This is a genomic window from Marinococcus luteus (genome assembly GCF_900106595.1).
Taxonomy (GTDB): domain Bacteria; phylum Bacillota; class Bacilli; order Bacillales; family Marinococcaceae; genus Marinococcus; species Marinococcus luteus.
Genome location: NZ_FNNC01000002.1, coordinates 288,522 through 307,852 on the forward strand (window position 1 = coordinate 288,522; position 19,331 = coordinate 307,852).

Consider the following 19,331-nt stretch of genomic DNA (forward strand, 5'->3'; position numbering starts at 1 on the left):
TTCATAGAGATGCTCCCTTTTATTACTTTTCTTCAAAAAATTGGTCCACGCCGCCGGTGAGTCCTTCAGATGTATCATCCAGGTAGTCCTCTTCTCTTAAATTGGCTGCGTCTGTCGAGCTGTCAATAAACCCGATTTCCGCCAAAATAGCTGGAATATTCGTATCCCGGATCACCTGAAAGTTGCCTTCCTTCACTCCACGGTCCGTGGCGCCTGTCGCCTCAATCAACTGCTCCTGCACATCTTCAGCCAGTCGTTCGCTTCTTTCAGCCTCGTGCTCTCCGTACCAGTAGCTTTCGTCGCCGACACCGCCGCCGGCGTTTACATGGACACTCACGAACGCATCGGCGTTTGCATTATTCGCCACTTCTGTTCGTTCATTCAGCGATAAATACCGGTCCGTCTCCCGGGTCATCACCACGGTGGCCCCCATTGCCTCCAGGTCGCTCTTCAGCTTCAGTCCGGTGTCGAGCACGATATCTTTTTCCTCCAGCCCGTTCGCTGCCGCTCCACCATCATAGCCGCCGTGGCCCGGGTCAACAACTACCGTTTTGCCCCGAAGCGTGCCAGGGGCGCTTTGGTTCAATTCCCCGTCGATCGCATCGAGCGTATTGGGACCGGCAATGCCATCAATTGCAAGGCCATGCTCCCGTTGAAAGGCTGCTACAGCGTCCGATGTTTCGCTATTGTATTCCTCGGTATATGTTCCCTGGAAATATTCCAGCTGATGCAAATCCTCCTGAAGATCAACCACTGCCTGACCGGTGCTTTCTGCTTTCAGCACCCCGGGATCCGTATTTTCCTCTTCTTCCTGCACTTCATCCAGCTTAGCCAGCGTTTCTGGACCAGCCACCCCATCGATGGCCAATTCATATTCCTGCTGGAACTCTTCAACCGCCGTTTCAGTGTCTTCATCAAAATAAGCATTAGGATCGTCCATGACATGGAAGCCAGCCTCGTTCAGTTTTTCCTGAAGCTCCTGGACCTCCTCTCCCTCATCGTTAATACTGAGAAGATCATTTGAAGTGCTTGCTTCTTCGGATTCTTCCTCAGACTCTTTTTTCTCTGCTTCCTGTTTAGTTTTCAGAACTCCTTCTAAAGCAGATAATGTTTTCGTGCCAGCAGCGCCATCGGCAGTCAGGTCGTTATCCTCCTGAAACTCTTTTACCGCTTCTTTTGTTTTTGGCCCAAAATAGGTCGTTGGCTCATCTGTCACATGAAAACCAGCTTCGTTTAAATCCTCCTGCAGAGCCTGAATACGGTCACTGCTCATTCCTTCGGAAAGAGAATCAGTATCCTCGCTTTCATTTGTTTCTTCCGGTTCACTTTCCGGCTCTGCCTCGTTTACTTCTTCGAGCGCTTCGAGCGTATTGGCGCCCGCAACGCCGTCCACCGAAAGCCCCTCTGCTTTCTGGAAGTTTTCTACCGAGGTTTCGGTGCGGGGTCCGAAATAAGTCGTCGGCTCATCGGTCACATGGAAGCCGGCTTCATTTAAATCCCGCTGCAGCTCTTTTATGTATTCACTATCGTCTCCTGCTTTATACACGCCCGAAGCAGAAGCACTGCCGGTATTATTAAGGACCATATCGAGCTCGGAGATAGTGTTCTCATCCGCTATGCCATTATCCTCGAGCTGATAGGAACGCTGAAATTCCCGGACGGCTTCTCTTGTTTTTGGCCCGAAGTAGGTGGTCGGATTATCCGTCACTGGAAAACCAGCTTCATTTAAATCCCGCTGCAGTTCGATAACACGATCGCCGCTGTCACCTTCCTCCAGTCCTGATAAAGCATCCGGGGCGCTTGCTGTTGATGTGTCCAGCGCCTCCCACGTATTGGGTCCTGCAATGCCGTCGACAATCAAACCATTAGCCTGTTGAAATTCTTCTACTGCTCCGCTTGTTTTTGGGCCGAAATATATAGTGGGTGTTTCTGTGACCTCAAAACCAGCATCGTTAAGTGTTTTCTGCAGCTCCTTTACGTCTCCTCCAGAATCTCCCTCCTCCAACGTTTCCCCTGCTCCTTCTGCTGTCTGGGCATACAGCGGGAAAGTCGATGCGAGAGCCAAAGCTGTGCCTATTGGCAGCAAATGCCTGCGTGTTGAAATATCTCATACCTCCTGATTAGTGTAATAAACTGCACTTCCTGTCCATTCTATCGACACTGTACAGGGGGTCACAATAGTTCCAAATTGTATTCTTTAATGATGATATACCCAGCAATATTACAAATATTACACCAACTTTTTCATCTTTTTATCCCTGAATGAATGGAAATTCATAGGATTCCTTGAAAATTATACTTTGTTTGCATAGACTCTCTGGTATACATAAGGATCTAATTATATATACCTAAAAGGGGTTTTTATTTGTTTAAACCAGGTAAATTTTTGTTATACAGCACGGTAGCCGGGTCTGCTTCTCTTTACCTTTGGTCCGCTGCACCGTCGGAGGTTCAGGCTTATGCCTACGACAACCTGCCGTTAAGCGAAACCTCCTCCGGCGAAGACGTGCTTCAGCTGCAGCAAGACTTAAATGAAGCAGGATTTCATGTGACGGATAATCCCACCGACTATTTCGGGCCGCTTACAGAAAGTGCAGTGGAGGACTTCCAGCGCTCCAACGGGCTAACTGTAACCGGCGAAGCAGGAAGGCAGACCATTGATGCCTTGAGCAACGAATTAACAGATGGATTTCGGCGGGGCGACAGTGATCCAGCCATTCAGGACTACCAGGAAGATCTAAATACGGCCGGCTTTCACGTAACAAACAATCCAATCGCTTACTTCGGTCCAAAGACACAAAGAGCCGTAGAAAATTTCCAGCGGGCATATAACCTTCCAAGCACTGGCATACTCAACGAAGAAACGGTTGATGCTCTGCAATATGCGATCTCATCCCCTAATAGCTTTCAAAGAGGGGATCGCCATAAAGAAGTCCAACGCATTCAAGAGCTATTAAATAAAGTAGGCTTCTATGTAACAGATAATCCAATTACATATTTTGGGCCAAAAACAGAGGGCGCTTTAAAAGATTTTCAGGAATCATTCGGGCTTCCTGCAGATGGCGTTGCCGAAGAAAGCACATTGCAGTTGTTGGAACAGGAGGAACCAGGCTACGTCAAAGGCATGAAGCACGAAAATATTCAAACGTACCAGCAGATGCTGAACGATGCTGGATTTCATGTAACTGACGAGCCCTCCGCCTACTTCGGACCGCTGACCGAACAGGCTGTGGAGGACTTTCAACGCTCGTACAGTCTTCCGGTCACTGGCATTCTTGATGATGAAACAATAGAGGTTTTGGAAACAGCCAGCGAACCCCCGGAGGTTCTTAAAAACGGTGTGCGCCACGCTTCGGTCCAGGAGCTACAGCGGCTGTTAAATGACGCTGGCTTCCACGTAACGGATAATCCGATTAATTATTTTGGTCCAAAAACCGAAGAAGCGCTCCGGGAATTTCAGCAATTTTATGGCCTCGAAGAAACCGGGACAGCTGACAGCGAAACAAAAGAAACACTGGAAACTTACATTGAACAATCAGAAGAAGCGTTGCAGCGCGGAGACACAAATGACAGCGTGGAGGAGCTGCAGACCAGCCTGAACGCTCTTGGCTTCTACGTAACAGATGCACCGGACACTTATTTTGATGCTTCCACGGAGGAAGCACTGCAGGAATTCCAGGAAGATCAGGGGCTCCCTGCCACCGGCATGTATGATGTTGTGACAAAAGAAACGCTGGAGGAACTGGCAGCGGAATCGTTTCCTTCTCCTTTCGAGCATGAATTACAGGAAGGATACGCAGGAGAAAACGTCCAGCTTTTAAAACAGCACTTAACAGCGGCAGGATTTGAAACGAGCGCAGGGGACAGCTTCGATCCCGACACCACAGCCCGGGTGGAGGAATACCAGCAGGAGCGGGGTCTTTCCGTCACTGGGAGAGCTGATGCTGCCACGTTAACCTCTCTGCTTGAAATGGATAGCAAAACCTATGATTTCTACGGCAAAGACCAGAACGGCCACGGCGTCGGCATGACCCAGTGGGGTGCTTACGGTATGGCCCAGGAAGGTAATAGCTATGAAGAGATTCTCGAGTATTATTATACTGACATTGACGTTACGACGAGCAGCGACTACCAGGACCGCGATATCCGTGTGCTGCTCGGCGAAACCGAGCAACATTCCGCCACGATCGAAAGCAGTGACAGCTACGACATTGTAGACGCTGACGGCGAGCCTGTCCTTGAAGACCTGGAAGGCACTACAGGGATTTCCTACGGAGACGATGGCAGCGGGGAGTTCGTTATTACTAATGGAGATACCAGTGCAACGACTGAAAGCAGTATATCAACTGAAAGTGATGGGACAGTCCAGCACGAAGACACCGAATATCGAGGAAGCCTTCAATTTAAGAAATCAGACATCGACGGTACCCAGAGCAACTGGGTAATGGATGTGGTCAACCATGTCGACATCGATGATTATCTTGAAGGTGTGGTTCCTTACGAAATGTACAGCAGCTGGGACGAGCCGGAGGCGTTTAAAGTTCAGGCCGTTGCTGCCAGGGCATATGCCCTCACCCAGGCTTCACCGGAAAGTAATTTCGATGTGTATGACGACACTCGTTCCCAGGTATACCACGGCATACCTACAGGTCCACAGGATAAACCGATGATTCTGGATGCCATCCATGATACAAGCGGGACTGTACTCACTTATGACGGACAGCTCGTGGAAGGAATTTATTCCGCATCCGCAAGCGGCCATACAGAGGATGCCGAAAACGTATGGGGCAGTGAGTTTGATTACCTGACTGGCGTGGAGGATCCGTATGACGGTTCTTCTTATGCGCAGGTCAGCTGGGAAGAATCCTTCTCCACCGGAGACATTTCCAGCATGGAATATTTCCAGGAGGAGGATAAAGGGGATGTCCTCGCTCTCCGGCCGGTAATGGAAAATGAACGACTGCAGGAAATGGAAGTTGTTATGGAAGAAGAAACTATTACTTTATCCGGAGACCAGTTCCGGAGCGCCGTGGACTCCAATGAAATGGAATCCAACATTATGCGTATTGAAGAAAAAGAATAGCTAAATCTCTTTTGAAATTCAATTTGCTTCCTTCTAAGCAGACAGACGAAATACAAAATCTGTTTACTTAAAGGAAGTATTTTTATATTTTGTGGAGAGAATATTATTGAGATTGCAACAACTAGTCCTGGTCATCTATTCATAAAATATTCGCCCAGCACTGCAAAGTAACCGGAGAATACTAATTTTCCAAAGAATCTAACCTAAAGAAAGCTAAAGTACCCACAAACTAAAGCCAGAGAAATTTCTCCGACTTCAGTTGAATAATATTTATGAAGTTTCAGGGCCATCTTTCTCAAAACCAATGCATCCTAGCTTTTTAATATTTTCTGGTATACTTTATCAATTTTTGCTGCTTGGACTTCGACATCAAACTGTTCACGTACTTTCCGCATATTATTTTTCCCCATAAGTTCCCGAAGCTCCGGACGTTCAAGCAGCAACTGCATGCGTGTTGTCAGAGCCTCCACGTCGCCGGGATCGATAATAAAACCGTTAGTGTTTTCTGAAATCATCTCCGGAATACCTCCAACCCGTGTCGAAATAACTGCTGCCCCGTAGTTCATCGCTTCTAAAATCGCCATCGGAAAACCTTCATTATAGGAAGGAAGCACCATTATGTTTGCTTTTTTTAAATACTCACTCCGTTCTTTTTCTTCAATCCAACCAGTGACATTTACATGGTTTTCTAATTTTTTTTGCCTCACTCGCTCTTTCACTTTTTCCACTTCGCCATCTCCGGCAATGTGGATAAGAAAGTCAGAGTTTTTTGTTACCAATTGTTCACATGATTCTAATAAATCATACACACCTTTTCTGTCTCCAAGTCGTCCCATGAATAAAATTTCTGCAAAAGCTTCATCTTTGTCGTAATTGTAATTTTCGAGCTCTATTCCATTTTCTACTACTGTTATTTTTTCCGCAGGAATAATTTCTTGAAAAAACTCTTTCCAGTAATCCGATAAAACTATCACCCGTTTATTTAATCCAAGGACGTAACGGACGAACTTCTTTTTCAAGGGACCCATATTATTATAAAAGCTTTCAAACCTCGAACCATGAATATGAAGAACGGTCGGGATGCCTTTCTTCTTCAAGTATAAAATGAACAGAGCTTTGCGGTAAAAACTTCCTGCCACCGACGCGTGCAGGTGAACAATATCCGGCCGGTTATGCTTTACTTCTTTGACCAAAAGAGAAAAAGCACTGATAAACATTTTCACCCGGACAGCTTTGGATTTATTGATATAAGAAGGAATCAGTTTAAAATCATATTTTTCCACCAGCGAAGAGGAAAGGACATTTTTCAGCACGGACACGATGCCGCCTTTGTCCTGTAAGTGTGAGCTAATGATAACTACTTTAGGCAATCAAAAACCCCGTTTCTTTTCATATTTAAATTAAAAGAGGCCAAGAAATTTTTTCTTATTTTTAATCTTTAACGGTTCGTCGAGCAGCGGATCTCTATTTTCAATAATGCGCTCGGCGTTTTCCAAAAAGGTATCCACGCATTCCGAGCCCAGTTGATGATCAATGTAATCATAGGATTCCCGCAGGTCAAACGGGCGCATGTCAATGTTGTGGGCATCCGTTGACACGACATGCGTCAGATTATGGATCACCATGTCTTCAGCAAACTGCTTGATGCTTTTATGGACTTTACCGGTAAAGCAGTGGGCGGTAACCTGCGTAAGTGCCCCGTTTTTCACGAACTCATGCAAGAGATCCGGCTCCTCGCGGAACGCCTTCGTCCGCTCAGGGTGCACGATGACCGGCACATAGCCCTCCACCTGCAGCTCAAACAGCAGCTGCTTGGCGTACCGCGGCACCTGCGCGCTCGAAAATTCGACAAACACGTAGCGGCTGTGATTGAGGCCGATCGAGATGCCTTTTTTTAAATCATTGACCAGCTCCCCGTTGATCCGGTTCTCCTGGCCCGGGAGCACCTTCACGTCAATACGGGCGCTTTTCAGTGACTCGTTCACGTAATCCACCAGGTGCGGGATGTCCTGGCCGCTGTTGTCCCAGGCACCGTTTTTATGGTGCGGTGTAGCCACTACGGTATGTATGCCGTTCACCTGCGCGGCTCTTGCCATTTCGATGCTGTCCTGAATGGTTCCGGCCCCGTCATCAATGCCGGGGAGTATATGTGAATGCAAATCAATCATAATTATTTGCTCCTTTACATTTTTTCCATATCAACAGCTTATCATATTTTCATTTTTTTCTGCATGATTATTCTCTATACTAAGGCTTATATGATTGGAGTGATTACATGGACTACCGTCAGCTCGTATATTTTATGGAAGCTGCCCGGCTCGAAAGCATCACACGCGCCGCTGAACATTTGTACGTTACCCAGCCGACGATCAGCAAGATGCTGAGGCAGCTCGAAGAGGAATGGGGCGTAACGCTGTTTGACCGGTCGCGTAAAAAACTGACCCTTACCGATGCCGGCGCAGTCATGCTCGAGCAGGCAAAAAAAATACGTCACTCCTACCACGGGCTTGAGCACGAGCTCGATGCCCTCCGCGGCTTAAAGCGCGGGCAGCTCCGCATCGGACTACCGCCGATCTTAAGCTCTTCCTTTTTCACGCAGGTAATCGCTCCTTTTCACGAAAAGTATCCGGAGATCACCCTGCATCTTGAAGAAAATGGCTCGAAAAAAATTGAAGAGGCTCTTTTGCACGGCGACCTCGATGTCGGCGCTGTGGTACTCCCGACCGAGGAATCACTTTTTCATACGCACCCGTTTGTCGACGAACCGCTCCAGGTTGTGCTTCCTGCCCGTCATGAGCTCGCGGGCCAGCCGTCTGTCAGCCTTGCCGAACTTAGCAGGGAGCGTTTTCTGCTGTTTAACCAGGATTTCTCTTTGCGCCAACAGATTATTACCGCCTGCCGAGACATTGGATTTATGCCCAATATTCTCTCGGAAAGCTCGCAGTGGGATTTTATTGAGAAAATGGTTGCGAGCGGCCTTGGCATTACCCTTCTTCCCGAAAGTATCTGCCGCGAGCTTGGCGGCGAGGTCGTTATCCGACCGCTTGCCGGAGAGGCACTCCGTTGGAAGCTCGGTCTCATCTGGCACCGCGAGCATTACCTTTCGTTTATCGCTAAAGAGTGGCTCGATTTTTCCATCCCGGTGCTTTCCCAAATGAAGCAGGATAATTAATGCATTTAACATAGACACAAGTTATGATAATTATATTAACCATTCATTTTTATTATGAGTTTATGTGAAGTATCCTTATAAATGAAAGGAGACTTCACTATGCAGGCACGGAAAATGCGTGAAAGCCGTATCGTCAACACTGACCAGGTACTGCTGAACGATTTAAATAACTACAACTCCCTTTTTGGCGGCGTTCTAATGAAAAAACTCGACAGCTGCGCCACGCTGTCGGCCCGCCGGCATTCCCGCGCAAAGGAATGCGTCACCGCTTCGACCGATTCCATCGATTTTCTCTGTTCGATTTTCCAGACGGATTCGGTCTGCATTGAATCATTTGTATCCTATACCGGCACAAGCTCGATGGAAATCTTCTGCAAGGTGATCGCTGAAGACATGATGAGCGGAGAACGCCGGATTGCAGCTACTGCATTTTTAACCTTTGTCGCTCTCGGCGACCACGGCAAACCAGTACCGGTGCCGGGCATCATACCAGAAACCGATGAAGAAAAAACGCTGTTTGAGACCGGCCAGGACCGTGAAATTGACCGTAAGCACCACCGGCAGAAAAGCAAGGAGCTCGCTAAATTCATTACCCTGGAAAAACCTTGGGACGAACACGAGGAGGGCATGCATTATGATCACATTAACTAGTATTCAGACGCTCCGGAGCATTGATGAAGAACGCAGCGCATTAAGGCACAATAACGAAGAGCTGTATACGCTGTGGACCCATGCGGTTCAGCTGACCCGGAAGCTTCAGCTCCGCTACCAAAGCCTATGCGCGCTGCTTCAGCCTGCAGGAGAACTGCCGGCTGACGTCCAGGCGCTGCCGGATTCTGTACGCCGCCTTTATATCGAGGAGGTGCAGAAGCTGCGCAGGCAGGCGGATGAAGAGCAGCTGCAGCAGTTTATCCCGGCGCTTTCCTCTGAAGAGCAGGAAGCCTTCTGCGCGATGACCGCCGGTGCCACGCCGGAATCCATTAAAGGGCTGAATAACTAACAAAACGAATCCAGGCAAAGTGATTGTCTGGATTTTTTTGTAACTTTTTTGTTTTTTAGGCGACTACTATTTGTAGCAGAGATCAAATAATTAGAGCCTATTGAACTATTGCTGAATTAACTATAAAATAAAGCAATACTACACAACCAGGCAGACAGGAGAAATGAACACATATGAAAAAAGCATTACTTATTATTGGCGGGCTGTTTCTGGCGCTCCTTATAGCAGTCGGCATTTACGCCTGGTATCTCTATGACTCAGTGGCAGATACCGCAGAAAATATCAATGAAGGCGAAGACCGCCAGAGCAACCTCCGCGAAGCGGACGTGGACCTCGATACGAGCGAGCCGATTTCCATTCTGCTTATGGGCGTTGACTCTGAAGAAAGCACTTCGGGCCGAACCGACACGATGATCGTCGCTACCGTCAACCCGGAAACAGAGTCGACCAAAATGGTCAGCATCCCGCGTGACACGTACACGGAAATTATCGGACGGGGCGAGCAGGATAAAATTACGCACGCTTACGCGTTTGGCGGGCCCGATATGGCTATGGATACGGCGGAAAATTTTTTAAATGTGCCGATTGACTACTATGCCACTATTAACTTTAAAGGATTTGAAGACATAGTTAACGCTGTCGGCGGCGTCACAGTGGAAAACGATTTCGCTTTCAGCGTCCACGAGCATGACTTCCCAGAAGGTGAAATCGAACTGAACGGTGAAGAAGCACTTACCTACGTTCGTATGAGAAAAGAAGATCCGAGCGGGGATCTCGGACGCAACGAACGTCAGCGCCAGGTTCTTGAAGCTGTCGCGAACAAGGGACAGAGCGTGACGTCCATTACGCGTATCGGTGACTATCTCGACGTCGTGGAAGAAAACGTGCGCACAAATATGACCTTCGATGACATGAAGGATCTGCGTTCGAATTACTACGGTGCCCGGGATGATATTGAAAATATCAACTTTGAAAACGGGCAGGACCGGACCATTGACGGTGTTTACTACATGGAACAGGATCCGGCGGAGGTAGATGAGATCTCCAATGAACTCCGAGACCACTTGGAGCTCGAAGACGGAGAAGAAGCGCCCGCAGAATAACAAAAAACGGTACCCTCGACAGAGGGCACCGTTTTTATTTGGCTTTGAAAAGGTTCGGCATAAACCATCTCCGCTTTTCTTTTAAGGAAAACGGTTCTTCGGTACTGACGTAACGGTTACCCAGCACGCACGCCGCATTATCTTTCAGCATTTGGGCATAATCTCTGCCGGCTAGCTTTTCAATACTGGTGAAAGCCGTTTCCATGGAAAGATCTTCTTCAAAGGAATCAATGGTGAAGTTGGCTGCAATATTTGCCCACCGGTACTGAACCATTTTTTCAGCCAGATGTCTCTGCGGCTTCGGCGCGGATTTGCTGAAGCTCCCCGCATTCACCTGCGCAAGCGATCCATCTTTAATCAACCGGTACAGCTCTTCGGGATGCTGCTGGAAGCCAGGTTCTTTCTCCGGTTCTGCCAGAATCGGCATGTATCCTTCCATACGCAGCTCATGTAAATACGCATGCATCTGGTGATAGGAAAGTTCTTCGCTCCAGTCTACAAGCACGTACCGGCTGCCGTTCAGCGTTAATGCTTCTTCCGTTTTTAATTCATTTACCAGTGTATCCGTCAGCCGCACACACTGTCCTGGGTGAATATGGACAGCGCCTAATTCACCGCTCCACTGCTTTTGAAACTGTTCAATTAAAAATGGAATCGTGTCTCCCGGATGTTTGTCGTTACCTTGCCATTGCTTTGGAGCAGCAATAATATCTGTCATCCCTGCCTCCTGGTACTGCGCAAGTAATTGCCTGACATTGTTCTCTTTCTCCGCTGTTCCATCTTCATCATTTAAGATGTAGCTGTTAATGTCAATCAATTCTTCCACTCCTTTGGTTTGGCCCATTGCCCGTATTATTCCTTCGGCATGGAAAACGACTAAGTCACCTAAGTATAGCACACAGCCTCTCAAACGAAGTGAAAATATCTTAGTTGCATCTCCTCTGCCAACTACGACTTTCATCACAAAAAAGAGGCTGAAAGCAACTACTCTGCTTTTCAGCCTCACGTTTATTTAGAAGCGGCCTGCGCCAATATAACGGGATTTCCAATAGGAGCTGTTCATGTCGGAAATAGTGACGCCAGTCGAGGCACCGGCATGGAGAAATTTGCCGTTTCCAACGTAGAAGCCCATATGGGAAGGGCCGGTTCTTGTTTCATAAAACACTACATCGCCTACGCTCGGACTCGATACCTTCGATACCTGGGTCCACATCTGCGCTACTGTCCGTTTCGTTGTTACGCCGTGCTGCTTCATGACATACTGGATAAAACCGCTGCAGTCAAAGCCGCTCGTAGAGGTGCCGCCCCACACGTATGGAGTGCCGATGTACTGTTTGCCTGTTTCCACTACTGCTGAGGAAGAACCTGTTGATACTCCGGCTACCTTACTGTCCGAAGTTGAGGAAGAGTTGGAGCTTCCCGATGAAGCTGTTACATTGCTGTTCAATGCCTTCTGTGTAACCGGTCCGACAACTCCGTCCACGCCGATACCGGCTGCACGCTGGAAGTCTTTAACGGCAGCTGCCGTCACCGGACCGAATACCCCGTCCACAGAGCTGTTATAAAATCCTTTGCTTTTCAGCGTACTCTGCAGGCTGCTTACTTCACTGCCGCGGTCGCCCTGGCGGAGTCTTGAAGAAACGCTGGAGCTGGAAGAGCCTGAGGAATTTGAAGAAACGGTCGAAGAGGAGCTGCCGCCGCCGAGGTTCATTTTACTGAACGTGATTGGTCCGGCCACGCCGTCCATTCCGATGCTCTTGGCACGCTGGAATGATTTCAGGGATCCTGCTGTTACCGGCCCGAACACTCCGTCAATTGACCCGGTGTGAAAGCCTTCGCTTTTCAGATACTCCTGCAGTTCTTTTACATCTGAATTCCGGTGGCCCTGTTTTAGCGTCTGGTCTCCAAGCGCTGCATCTGCAACAGTCGGTGTGGCGAGAAGTCCTGCTGCAAGCGCAGCGCTGAATAAGAATTTTTTCATTATGTTTTCGTCTGTAAGGTCTCTTAATATCCGGAGTGTGTATGTTATGATTTTAAAGTTTCAGCATTAAGCTTTTATAGAAATATATGTAATAAAAGGGATATTTTTTATTATTAAGAGTTTAAGACGATTACACCTCCTATTATTTTGTTTTTAAAATACTTAATATGTTTTTTTCCGTTTTTATAAGCTATTCGTATTATATGTTGGCGATTTAACTAATTCAATAGAACGAGCACTTTTGTTACACAACTGTAATTTTGCACACAAATCCGTAACTTTATTGATGATTTTAGACCCACTAAAAACTTTATGCCCATTATAATAGACTCAGTAAAATATAAAAAGCTTCTTCCGCCTGCAGTCCGGCGGAAGAAGCTCTGCTTTATCTTTATATTACATTTGCAGTATTCTATGTTCTTTAATATAGTCGATGATCTCTTCAACGCTGATATTGTCTGCCAGAATATACCTGCTGCGCTGATGCACTTCCGGCTTTTCAAGAATATCAAGCTTTACACAATAGCGGAACAGAAGTGTTATAAACTGGCGCAGCGTTGAGGCCTGGTAAGTGGACTTCTCTTTCAGTGAATCCCCGAAGGCTTCAAAGTAATCCTTGGAGGAAAATGGAGATTTATTTTCCCAGGAGACCAGGTTCTGCAGGAACGTTCTGAAAAAATCAACACTTACGGCATACGTCTGCGGTGCTTTTTTAAATTTCAGCAGCCCTTCTTCTTCTATATAGTATAAAAGAAGCGTCTCCCGGCCCCGGCCCGCAGGAATGTTATTTCCATTTACCCGGGGCTGCTCCCTGAAGGAGACCGTCGGCGCGGACAAGTCGACCAATCCGTTTTCTCCAGGAACTACAGCCTCTGCGCCGTTTCGCTCCGGATAGCTGATATCCTCCCCGGCAATAAAAGCTTCCATCCGCTCAAGGTTACGCATATGGTGAACGGCCTGTTCGGCGCGGTCGTAGTTATGCTCCTGGATCGCCTCGTGCAGAATTTCCTGTAACTGTTCTTCATACTTTGCTGGCATTAAAGGTAAATCTCCTTTCTTCAGTGACGGGCTCCGTAATATTAATCGTTTTTGCACCTGTATAGAAATTGAGTCATTCAGCTGCACACAAACAAAAATAATGAAACATTTGAATTATACTTAATACATTTTTTCATATTGGCGCCACGGCGTCTATACTTTCCTATTGTATAATTATAACTTTCACACAGATCCTCTTATATCGTACGTTATTCTTCTACTATTTTCATCGGTCTTCATTCTCGATATTTACAGCTGCCGTTATTAATTATTTTTATACGAACGCAAAAAAGCCGGAAAAAAGCGTAAATCCGCTCTTTTCCGGCTCACTGTTTCTCTATACCGCCTGCAGTACTACCACGGTAGAGGCATAATCTCCTAAAGGTTTTTCCACCCCTGCTATATTCACCGGAATCCCTGCATGCATTAATTCAGCACCATACAGCTGCCAGTCTGTTCCTTCCACTGCATACAACTGCTCTTCAGCGAGCCCGCGCCCGTAAATCCGGCTGAATCCGTCATTTGGTTCTTCGAGCACCTGGTACCTGCCGATGGCTGCCGTTTGCTTATCCTTCGAAACTACACTCCAGGAAGTCACGTTTCCATCACCCTCAAACGGGCTCGTAATCCGGTAAAAATCACCTTCCTGGAGAAGCTCCCGATGGTTTTTGTAAAACTCCACCTGCTTTTGCAACAGCGACAGATCCGGCTCCTTCGTAATATCAAGCTCGTAGCCAAAATTCCCAAAATAGGAAACGTCTGCCCGTGTCTGAAGACTCGTAGTCCGGTGCACCTGATGGTTTGGCACATCAGATACGTGGGCACCCATTGTTTTCAGCGGATACACCATCGACGTACCGTACTGAATACGGAGCCTTTCCACGGCGTCGGTGTTGTCGCTTGTCCACGTCTGCGGCGCATAGTACAGCATGCCGGGATCAAACCGGCACCCTCCGCTTGCACAGGACTCAAACAATACGTGCGGAAATTCTGTGGTCAGCCGTTCATACAAATCGTAGACACCCAGCACATAACGGTGCATAATTTCCTGCTGCCGGTCCGGCGGATATACCTTAGAGTAAACTTCTGTGAGCGGCCTGTTCATGTCCCACTTCACATATGTGATGGCAGCATCCTCCAGCAGCCGGGCCATCTGCCGGTGGAGCTCATCCACTACCTCCGGTCTTGAAAAGTCGAGTACAAACTGATTTCTGCCCTGAGACGGCTTTCTTCCCGGCGTTTCAAGCATCCAATCCGGGTGCTTTTGAAACAGTTCACTTTGTTTTGATACCATTTCCGGCTCAAACCATAGGCCGAAACGCATATCCATGCCTGTGATTTTTTCCGCCAGCCCCCGGATGCCGTTCGGAAGCTTGCTTTCATCTACAAACCAATCCCCGAGCGATGTCGTGTCATCGTTCCTGCGACCGAACCATCCGTCATCCAGAACGAACAATTCTATACCGCACTGGCTGGCCGTCTCCGCCATAGAAACAATTTTTTCTTCATTAAAATCAAAATAAGTGCCTTCCCAGTTGTTCAAAAGCACCGGCCGTGCTTCATCCCTCCAGGGGCCGCGTACAAGGCGGCTGCGATACAGATCGTGAAACTTGTGACTCATGCCGTTTAAACCTTCTGTAGAATGCACCATCACGACTTCAGGTGCCTGGAATGTTTCCCCGGGCTCTGTTTTCCAGGAGAAATCAAAATCCGGCAGCCCCATCGACACTCTCGAGACCCCGAAATGATCCACCTCTACCCGGCCCTCGAAATTCCCGCTGTAAACAAAGCTGAAGCCAAATACTTCGCCTCGGCTTTCATCTGTTTCCGGCCGCTTCAGCGCCAGAAACGGATTGTGCTGGGCACTGCTGATGCCGCGGGTGCTTGCAATCCGCTGCACTCCTTCTTCAAGCTTTCGTGTTTTCACGTGGCGCTCTCTCGCCCAGGCGCCGGATAAATGCAGCATCTCAAACTCCGCATCCGAAAAATCAACATTCATGCTTTTAATGCCTAGCAGACGAAACGGTTCGGCCCCGCCATTATAAACAGCCGCACTCCGTGCAATGACCCCGGGGGCTTCGAAAAGCGTATAAAGCAGCGTTAATTCCGCATTCAGATGGTAGTCTTTCAAGGTCAGGGCGAGCGTCGTGGCTTCACCCCCGTGCTCTGTGTATGTGGCCGGCAGCCCCGGAAGCTCCGGTTTGTTGTCAAGAAAGGCATGGCTTTCGTATTGGAAATTAGTAATACGGCTGCCATCCTGCTGCTGAATATGCAGTGCCGGCTCACGGAAATCAGTTGTTCCATAGACCGGATATTCCTGTTGCACGCTCTCAAGCGAAAGTGAAGGGTTTTCTTCACTTACAGATGTCGTATTCGCCCGTTCTTCAAACCGGCGCAGATGAGAAAAATCCTCGCGGTGCGGCAGGCGTTTTCCGTAATAAATATGCCCCAGTTGATTGTTTGGAAGCACATCGAACACATAGCTCGTGTCCGCTGCCTGCAGATGAAATGTTTTAGTGGAACTGCTGTAATGAATAGGCATTCCGGTTTCTCCCCACTTTTTTTATTTTATTTGATTGATCCCTGTGCAAGACCTTCAATAAAGAAACGCTGCAGGAATAGAAACAACAGGGTCATCGGCAGCAGCGCCACAAGAGAGGCGGCAGCCACCAGGTTCAGATTGGCGGAGTTTTCCCCGAAGAAGCTGTTTACTGCTACCGGCAGTGTCTGCACGCTCGCTTCCTGCAGGAAGAAAATCGCGAACTGGAAGTCATTCCAAATGTAGACGCAGGCAATGATTAATACCGTAGCTGTAATAGGCTTGAGCAGTGGAAACACGATACGGAAAAAGATGGTCAGTGTATTTGCCCCGTCAATTTTCGCCGCTTCTTCAAGTTCTTTTGGTACGGTGGAGCGAATAAACCCGGCATACAGAAAGATCGTCATCGAAAGAAAGGCCGCAACGTTGTTGAATATGGCCACAGCCCGTGTGTTTAAAAGTCCCCAGTCCACGACCATCTGGTAGAGTGGCACGAGGACCGTGAGCGGCGGCACAATCATAATACCGATAAAAAACAAGTATACAAATTTGTTCAGCTTCGTCTGCCTTCTTGCGAGCGGATAAGCAGCCAGCGAACCGGCAATGATCAAGAACGCTGCGGAAAAGAACGTAATGAAGCCGGAGTTAAACATAGCTGTTCCAAGCTGCGCCTGTTCCCAGGCAACTATAAAGTTTTCAAAGCTCCATTCCTGCGGCAGCACCCACATCGAGCTAAAGTCGCCCAATGCTTTCAGCGAGGTAGTAATCAGAATATAAAAGGGGACAATATGCAAAAGGCATATGAGCAGACACAATAGGTTAAGTCCTAAGCGCTGTTTTCCTGTAAAGCGATTCATTATGCTTCTACCTCCTTGCGGCGCAGGTAAATGACCGAGGCCAGCGTAATAACGAGAATAATGATAACCATCAGCACGCCCTGAGTAGCTGCATAGCCGGCGTCCTGGCGGTCAAAGTACAGTGAATACATGAATGTCGACATGGACTGCGAGGCATCTCCCGGCCCACCGCCGGTTAAGGAAACAATCACGTCAAACAGCTTTAATCCCCCAATAATATTAAGCACAACGTTAATGGTAATTGCCGGCATTAAGAGCGGAATGGTGATATTTTTAAACTGCTGGAACAGTGAAGCCCCGTCGATGCGTGCTGCTTCGTAATATTCTTTGGATACGCTTTGCAGTCCGGCAATAAACACAATCATGGAAATCCCGACAAACTGATACGTGTTTACAAGAACGATTAAAAACGGGTTCAGGCCGGGGTTGTTCAGCCAGTTAATACGGTCGAGCCCGAAAAGCATGACGATATCGTTCAATGCCCCGTTGCTGTAAGCAAACATAAAGTACCAGATATACCCCATAATAAGCGGGCTGATAATAACCGGCATATACACGATTGTTCTGGTAACGGCCCGCATCTTCAGGCTCTGCATGAGCAGCAGCGCATACAGCAGGCCCACCGTCATCTGCAGAAATGTACTCCCGATACCGTAAAGGAGCGTATTACGCACTACCAGCCAGGTAGTGGGATCAGTGAGCATCCGGGTATACTGTTCGAAGCCTACAAAATTTCTTGTCTGCGAGAAACCGTCCCAGTCTGTAAATGAAATGCGCACACCATTAATAAACGGATAAACGATGAAAATAATAACAAAGGCAAGCGCCGGAACGTACATAATCCAGAGCGAGGACGTTTTCGATCTTTTAATTTTGTTTTTCTTGGCATTTGAGTCTGCTGATTCATATTTTTCGGTATTTTCCATTTTTTCACTCCTATAAAAGGAAAAGGACCTGCCCGTAAGTAAGCCCTTTCCATTCTATCCTCCTGGTTACTCTTCCGCTTCCTCTTCATCTACTTCCGGTTCTTCCGCTTCTTCAATATCTTCGCCTTCTTCGACCCCAACTTCCTCACGGAGACGCTCGAATTCTGTAGCCATTTCATTCGAGACCTGCTCCGGCGTCATTGACCCGGCCAAGAGCTCTTCCCCGGTACTTCCAATCACGTCCCACATGCCACTCGGCAGATATTCCCGGTCAAAGTACGGCTCAATTTCGATATCTTCATACTTGGCGTAGGAATCTTCATAATAGTTCTCCGAGTCTACGTTTTCGAGCGGTGATGGCAGAGAGGTTGCTTCAGCCATTGTTTTCGCATTTTCTTCTTCGGCCATAAAGGAGATAAATTCTTTAGCTTCTTCTTTCATGTCAGATTCATTCCAGACGGCCAGCGTATGGCGTTCTCCGCCGATCCAGCTAGGATCGTCTCCTTCGTGAATCGAAGGCACCGGCACCATTCCCACTTCCACGTCCGGGTTCAATTCTGTTACGTCAGCTCCGAATGAACCGCCGGCAAAAATGAAAGCAATCTGGTTTTGGGCCATGAGGTTTACTGCCTGGGCGCCGTTTGCGTTAACTGCATCTTCATTTACTAAACCTTCATCCTGCATCGTCTGCAGCTGTTCTGGCAGGAAAGTATAATTACTCCAGTCAAACGTCCCTTCTTTCAATTCTTCTTCGTAGTTGTTTTCCCCTTCAGCAGAGGTCAGAAGCGGTGTCGCCATCTGATCGAAATACTGCGCGATCGCTCCCGCGCCTTCCTGTGCCATAAACATCGGCGTTACTTCATCTCCTGCTTCTTCTTCGAGCTGCCTCATGGCTGCCAGCAGTTCATCGTATGTTTCTGGTGCTTCAATGCCGTGCTCATCAAGAAGCGTTTTGTTGTAGCTGATCCCATCCAGCGCTTCGTTGATTGGGTATGCATATAGCTTTTCTTCTTCATCCGATAACAGCGAGCTCATGTTGTCGTTTAAGTCGCCGGCCCAGTCTTCCCCGGAAAGGTCTTCAGTGTAATCACCGTACCGATTCTGTGACCATCCGTGGGTATCGAAAACGTCCGGCATTTCATTGGACGCCATCTGCACGCGAAGCTGGCTTTCATAATCCGCTCCCGGGAGGTTCACGTTCACCTGAATGCCGCTCTCTTCTTCAAAGTCGGCAACGAGCTCTTCGAACGTTTCTTTTTCCGATTCATTCGTTACCGAAGAATATAATGTTAACGTTTCGCCGGAACCTTCACCTGAAGAGTCTCCCCCTCCGCCCCCGCATCCGCTTAATACCACCGCTGTAACGACAGGCATCGAAAGCAACAATCTTTTTTTCATGAAATAACATCCTTCCCCAAAGGTTTATTTAGTAAATTTTTATCTGTTTTTATTAAGTTAACACATTAAGCAAGCGCTTTCAATAAAAAGTTTGAAAATTATCTTAATTATGTACCAGCTAGTCTGTTTTATTCAAAAACAGCTTTGTTTACTGGAATAACAAAGTTATATCAATCTTTTCCTCCCTTTTTATCTGTTGGCAATGTAATTATTTTTCACTTACTCCTCAGTTAT

At 47.7% G+C, this 19,331-nt stretch carries 15 protein-coding genes; 5 read left to right on the forward strand and 10 right to left on the reverse strand.

The window, feature by feature from the left end; translation table 11 throughout:
• Nucleotides 1-22 precede the first annotated feature (22 nt).
• Nucleotides 23-2,065, reverse strand: coding sequence for an N-acetylmuramoyl-L-alanine amidase (locus tag BLV22_RS06770; RefSeq protein WP_143030959.1), 2,043 nt, complete (start codon nucleotides 2,063-2,065; stop codon nucleotides 23-25).
• Nucleotides 2,066-2,365: 300 nt separating this feature from the next.
• Here BLV22_RS06770 and BLV22_RS06775 point away from each other — a divergent pair, with 300 nt between their 5' ends.
• Nucleotides 2,366-5,083 carry a peptidoglycan-binding protein gene (locus BLV22_RS06775; RefSeq protein ID WP_091612979.1) on the forward strand — a complete coding sequence of 906 codons (2,718 nt, stop codon included), beginning with the start codon at nucleotides 2,366-2,368 and terminating at the stop codon, nucleotides 5,081-5,083.
• Between the two features lie 311 nt (nucleotides 5,084-5,394).
• Here BLV22_RS06775 and BLV22_RS06780 read toward each other — a convergent pair whose 3' ends face one another.
• Both BLV22_RS06780 and BLV22_RS06785 read right to left on the reverse strand, forming a co-directional pair.
• On the reverse strand, nucleotides 5,395-6,453 hold the full coding sequence (locus tag BLV22_RS06780) for a glycosyltransferase family 4 protein (RefSeq protein ID WP_091612981.1): 1,059 nt from the start codon (nucleotides 6,451-6,453) through the stop codon (nucleotides 5,395-5,397).
• Between the two features lie 30 nt (nucleotides 6,454-6,483).
• Nucleotides 6,484-7,251: a tyrosine-protein phosphatase gene (locus BLV22_RS06785; protein ID WP_091612984.1), complete on the reverse strand. Its 768-nt coding sequence runs from the start codon at nucleotides 7,249-7,251 to the stop codon at nucleotides 6,484-6,486.
• Nucleotides 7,252-7,358: 107 nt separating this feature from the next.
• Between BLV22_RS06785 and BLV22_RS06790 the strand changes: the two genes are divergently transcribed.
• The 4 genes from BLV22_RS06790 to BLV22_RS06805 all read left to right on the forward strand — a co-directional run bounded on the left by BLV22_RS06790 (nucleotide 7,359) and on the right by BLV22_RS06805 (nucleotide 10,358).
• Nucleotides 7,359-8,255, forward strand: coding sequence for a LysR family transcriptional regulator (locus tag BLV22_RS06790; protein WP_091612987.1), 897 nt, complete (start codon nucleotides 7,359-7,361; stop codon nucleotides 8,253-8,255).
• A gap of 99 nt (nucleotides 8,256-8,354) precedes the next feature.
• A complete protein-coding gene (locus BLV22_RS06795) occupies nucleotides 8,355-8,906 on the forward strand; it encodes an acyl-CoA thioesterase (RefSeq protein ID WP_091612990.1) in 552 nt (183 codons plus the stop codon).
• The gene (locus BLV22_RS06800; protein WP_091612992.1) at nucleotides 8,890-9,255 is read left to right on the forward strand and encodes a hypothetical protein; all 366 of its coding nucleotides are present in this window, start codon (nucleotides 8,890-8,892) and stop codon (nucleotides 9,253-9,255) included. The genes BLV22_RS06795 and BLV22_RS06800 overlap by 17 nt, the downstream gene beginning before the upstream one ends.
• Nucleotides 9,256-9,428: 173 nt before the next feature.
• Complete coding sequence (locus tag BLV22_RS06805) at nucleotides 9,429-10,358, forward strand: LCP family glycopolymer transferase (RefSeq protein WP_091612995.1); 930 nt, start codon at nucleotides 9,429-9,431, stop codon at nucleotides 10,356-10,358.
• Nucleotides 10,359-10,392: 34 nt separating this feature from the next.
• On the opposite strand, the gene BLV22_RS06810 is transcribed toward BLV22_RS06805, so the two are convergent.
• The 7 genes from BLV22_RS06810 to BLV22_RS06840 all read right to left on the reverse strand — a co-directional run bounded on the left by BLV22_RS06810 (nucleotide 10,393) and on the right by BLV22_RS06840 (nucleotide 19,097).
• Nucleotides 10,393-11,202 (reverse strand): CpsB/CapC family capsule biosynthesis tyrosine phosphatase, encoded by an 810-nt coding sequence (locus BLV22_RS06810; protein ID WP_091612997.1) that lies wholly within the window; start codon nucleotides 11,200-11,202, stop codon nucleotides 10,393-10,395.
• Between the two features lie 168 nt (nucleotides 11,203-11,370).
• Nucleotides 11,371-12,339, reverse strand: coding sequence for a C40 family peptidase (locus BLV22_RS06815; protein ID WP_091612998.1), 969 nt, complete (start codon nucleotides 12,337-12,339; stop codon nucleotides 11,371-11,373).
• Nucleotides 12,340-12,735: 396 nt separating this feature from the next.
• Nucleotides 12,736-13,377: a hypothetical protein gene (locus BLV22_RS06820; RefSeq protein ID WP_091613000.1), complete on the reverse strand. Its 642-nt coding sequence runs from the start codon at nucleotides 13,375-13,377 to the stop codon at nucleotides 12,736-12,738.
• A 337-nt stretch (nucleotides 13,378-13,714) separates the two neighbouring features.
• Nucleotides 13,715-15,919: an alpha-galactosidase gene (locus BLV22_RS06825; protein WP_091613002.1), complete on the reverse strand. Its 2,205-nt coding sequence runs from the start codon at nucleotides 15,917-15,919 to the stop codon at nucleotides 13,715-13,717.
• A 26-nt stretch (nucleotides 15,920-15,945) separates the two neighbouring features.
• The gene (locus BLV22_RS06830; RefSeq protein ID WP_091613004.1) at nucleotides 15,946-16,773 is read right to left on the reverse strand and encodes a carbohydrate ABC transporter permease; all 828 of its coding nucleotides are present in this window, start codon (nucleotides 16,771-16,773) and stop codon (nucleotides 15,946-15,948) included.
• The gene (locus BLV22_RS06835; RefSeq protein WP_245724045.1) at nucleotides 16,773-17,612 is read right to left on the reverse strand and encodes a carbohydrate ABC transporter permease; all 840 of its coding nucleotides are present in this window, start codon (nucleotides 17,610-17,612) and stop codon (nucleotides 16,773-16,775) included. The genes BLV22_RS06830 and BLV22_RS06835 overlap by 1 nt, the downstream gene beginning before the upstream one ends.
• Nucleotides 17,613-17,765: 153 nt before the next feature.
• Complete coding sequence (locus BLV22_RS06840) at nucleotides 17,766-19,097, reverse strand: ABC transporter substrate-binding protein (RefSeq protein ID WP_091613009.1); 1,332 nt, start codon at nucleotides 19,095-19,097, stop codon at nucleotides 17,766-17,768.
• Between the last annotated feature and the right edge of the window lie 234 nt (nucleotides 19,098-19,331).